A 3,153-nucleotide genomic window follows, 5' to 3' on the forward strand; every position below is an offset into this window, starting at 1 on the left:
GTCGTCGTGATCGACAGCCCGCCGCACGCGGAGACGGAGGCGCGGATCGCCGTCCGGTCGGCCCATCTGGTGATCATCCCGGTCCAGCCGAGCCCGATGGACATGTGGGCGACCCAGCCGACGCTGGATCTGGCGCGGGAAGAGAAAGTGCCGGCGCTGCTCGTCATCAACCGCGTTCCGCCCCGCGCCAAGCTGGCCGACGACCTGATCGAGCGGATCAAGGCGATGGGGACCAATTCCGGCGCCACCGTGGCGCGGACCCAAGTCGGCAACCGCATCCAGTTCGCCGCGGCCCTGTTCGAGGGCCGCAGCGTCACGGAATCGGCCAAACGCACCCGCGCCGCGAAGGAGATCCAGGAACTGGCGACGGAAATCCTCAACCGGGGGTGACCGGACGGGGCCGGCCTTAAATCGCCTTGGCCGCCTTCAGCACTTCCTCGGTGTGGCCGTCCACCTTGACCTTGCGCCAAGCTCCCCGGATCACGCCTTCGCCGTCGATCAGGAAGGTCGAACGCTCGATGCCCATGTACTTCTTGCCGTACATGCTCTTCTCCTTCCAGACCTCGTATTTCTCGGCGACGCCGGCGGTCTGGTCGGAGGCGAGGGTGAAGGGCAGCTCGTATTTCTTCTTGAACTTGTCGTGGCTGGCGACGCTGTCCTTGGACACGCCGATGATCACCGCGTCGATGCCCGAGAAGTCGGGCAGGTTGTCGCGGAAGCCGCAGGCCTGCTTGGTGCAGCCGCTGGTGTCGTCCTTGGGATAGAAATACAGCACGACCTTCTTGCCGCGCAGGGCCGACAGGCTGACCTCGCCGCCGCCGTCCGTCGGCATCGTGAAGTCGGGAGCGGGGGAACCGATTTCTACGCTCATGGGGGTGCTCCTCAACTGGGCTGAGTCGGGTGGCTTGAACTGACTCGAATGCGGGCGATCTTGGACAAGCCGGCGCGGAAGTCAAATCGACAGTTGGCGGGAGAGGGCGTCAAGCCTGTCATTTCTGATTGACACAATGAACTGTCAATCTTCATACTTCCGTCTATGGCACACCCGGCTCCCTCCACCGTCCTCGAGTTCCTGAAGCCCATCACGTGGTTCGCGCCGATGTGGGCGTACGCTTGCGGGGTGGTGTCCTCCGGCGTCCCGATCGAGGGGCGCTGGTTGCTGGTCCTCGCCGGAGTTCTGCTGGCCGGCCCGCTGATCTGCGCCACCAGCCAAGCGGTCAACGACTGGTACGACCGCGACGTCGATGCCATCAACGAACCGAACCGGCCGATCCCCTCGGGACGGCTGCCCGGACGCTGGGGCTTCTATATCGCTCTCGGCTGGACCGCGCTGTCGCTGCTGGTCGCGACCGGGCTCGGCCCCTGGGGGCTGGGCGCCGCCGTGGTCGGGCTGGCGCTGGCCTGGGCCTACAGCGCGCCGCCCATCCGCCTGAAGCGGAACGGCTGGTGGGGCAATGCGGCGGTCGGGGCCTGCTACGAAGGGCTGCCGTGGTTCACCGGTGCGGCAGTAATGGCCGCCGCGCAACCCGACTGGCGCATCCTGGTGCTGGCCGTGCTCTACAGCATCGGCGCCCACGGCATCATGACGCTCAACGACTTCAAGTCGGTCGAGGGCGACCAGCGGATGGGCATCGGCTCGCTGCCGGTGCGCCTGGGCATCGACAACGCGGTGCGCTTCGCCTGCGTCGTGATGGGCGTGCCGCAGATCGTCGTGGTCATCATGCTGGCGGCCTGGGGCCGTCCGATCCACGCCCTCGTCGTCCTGCTGCTGCTCGGTGCCCAGTTCCTCCTGATGGTGCGCCTGCTGGAGAACCCGCGCGAGCGCGCCCCCTGGTACAACGCCACAGGCACCAGCCTGTATGTCATCGGCATGCTGGTCGGGGCCTTCGCCCTGCGCGGCATCTTCCCGGAGATCTCCTGACCATGGTGAATTCCCGGATCTTCGATGTCGTCGTCGTGGGCGGCGGACCCGCCGGCGCCACCGCCGCAGCGGATCTGGCGCGGCGCGGCCGTTCGGTCGTCCTGCTCGACAAGGCCGGCAGGATCAAGCCCTGCGGCGGCGCCATCCCGCCCCGATTGATTCGGGACTTCGAAATTCCGGACGGGTTGCTGGTCGCGAAGATCAGGTCGGCCCGCATGATCGCCCCCTCCGACAAGCGCGTCATCATGCCGATCGACGGCGGCTTCGTCGGCATGGTCGACCGCGAGGTGTTCGACGAGTGGCTGCGCAGCCGTGCCGCCGCCGTCGGCGCCGACCGGCGCACCGGCAGCTTCGTTCGAATCACCCGCGAGGACGGCGTCGCGACCGTCCACTACAAGACAGCCGACGGCACTGAAGAATGCGTGCGCACGCGAACCGTGATCGGCGCCGACGGCGCCCTGTCGGCGGTCGCCAAACAGGAAGTCCCCAGCGCCACCCGCATGAAGTGCGTCTTCGCGTACCATGAGATCGTCCGCGCCCCAACGGGAGCCAAAGCCGACTTCAACCCGGAGAGCTGCGACGTCTGGTACCAGGGCGCGCTGTCGCCCGACTTCTACGCCTGGATCTTCCCGCACGGCGACACCGTCAGCATCGGCACCGGCTCCGCCAACAAGGGCTTCTCGCTCCGCCGCTCGGTCGAAACCCTCCGCGCCGCGACCGGCCTGGACGGGACCGAGACGATCCGGCGCGAGGGCGCTCCGATCCCGCTGAAGCCGCTGAAGCGCTGGGACAACGGCCGCGACGTCGTGCTGGCCGGCGACGCCGCCGGCATCGTGGCGCCCGCGTCCGGCGAGGGCATCTACTACGCGATGGCCGGAGGCCGCTTCGCGGCGGATGCGGTCGAAGCCTGTCTTGAAACCGGCGACGCCCGCAAGCTGGCGACTGCCCGCAAACGCTTCATGAAGGCCCATGGGCGGGTGTTCTGGATACTCGGCGTCATGCAGTGGTTCTGGTACAGCAGCGACAAGCGCCGCGAGCGCTTCGTCAGCATGTGCCGCGATCCCGACGTGCAGAAGCTGACCTGGGACGCCTACATGAACAAGGAACTGGTGCGCGCCAAACCGGTCGCACACGTCAAGATCTTCTTCAAGGATCTGGCGCACCTGCTGGGTGTCGTCAGACCATAAAAAAAGCCGGGTTCAGGGAGAACAGCATGGCACCCGTTGCCCTCG

The 3,153-nt window shown here is 67.1% G+C and carries 4 protein-coding genes; 3 read left to right on the plus strand and 1 reads right to left on the minus strand.

The genetic code is table 11. The features are described from left to right. Positions 1-390: ParA family partition ATPase (locus tag AC5JJ6_RS06080; RefSeq protein ID WP_496041184.1), on the plus strand; the 390-nt coding region annotated here is incomplete at its 5' end. Positions 391-406: 16 nt separating this feature from the next. Here the strand turns inward: AC5JJ6_RS06080 and bcp are convergent. Beyond that, a complete protein-coding gene (bcp, locus tag AC5JJ6_RS06085) occupies positions 407-871 on the minus strand; it encodes a thioredoxin-dependent thiol peroxidase (RefSeq protein WP_044434355.1) in 465 nt (154 codons plus the stop codon). Positions 872-1,036: 165 nt separating this feature from the next. Between bcp and chlG the strand changes: the two genes are divergently transcribed. Beyond that, positions 1,037-1,921 carry a chlorophyll synthase ChlG gene (gene chlG / locus AC5JJ6_RS06090; RefSeq protein WP_496041185.1) on the plus strand — a complete coding sequence of 295 codons (885 nt, stop codon included), beginning with the start codon at positions 1,037-1,039 and terminating at the stop codon, positions 1,919-1,921. A 2-nt stretch (positions 1,922-1,923) separates the two neighbouring features. Beyond that, entirely contained in the window at positions 1,924-3,108 is a 1,185-nt protein-coding gene (locus AC5JJ6_RS06095; protein ID WP_496041186.1) for a geranylgeranyl diphosphate reductase, read from the plus strand. Positions 3,109-3,153 lie beyond the last annotated feature (45 nt).

The organism is Skermanella sp. (assembly GCF_059503625.1).

Coding starts and splice junctions, on each gene's coding strand:
- bcp (WP_044434355.1), bottom strand. CDS start 871: ATGAGCGTAGAAATCGGTTCCCCCGCTCCCGACTTCACGATGCCGACG.
- chlG (WP_496041185.1), top strand. CDS start 1,037: ATGGCACACCCGGCTCCCTCCACCGTCCTCGAGTTCCTGAAGCCCATC.
- AC5JJ6_RS06095 (WP_496041186.1), top strand. CDS start 1,924: ATGGTGAATTCCCGGATCTTCGATGTCGTCGTCGTGGGCGGCGGACCC.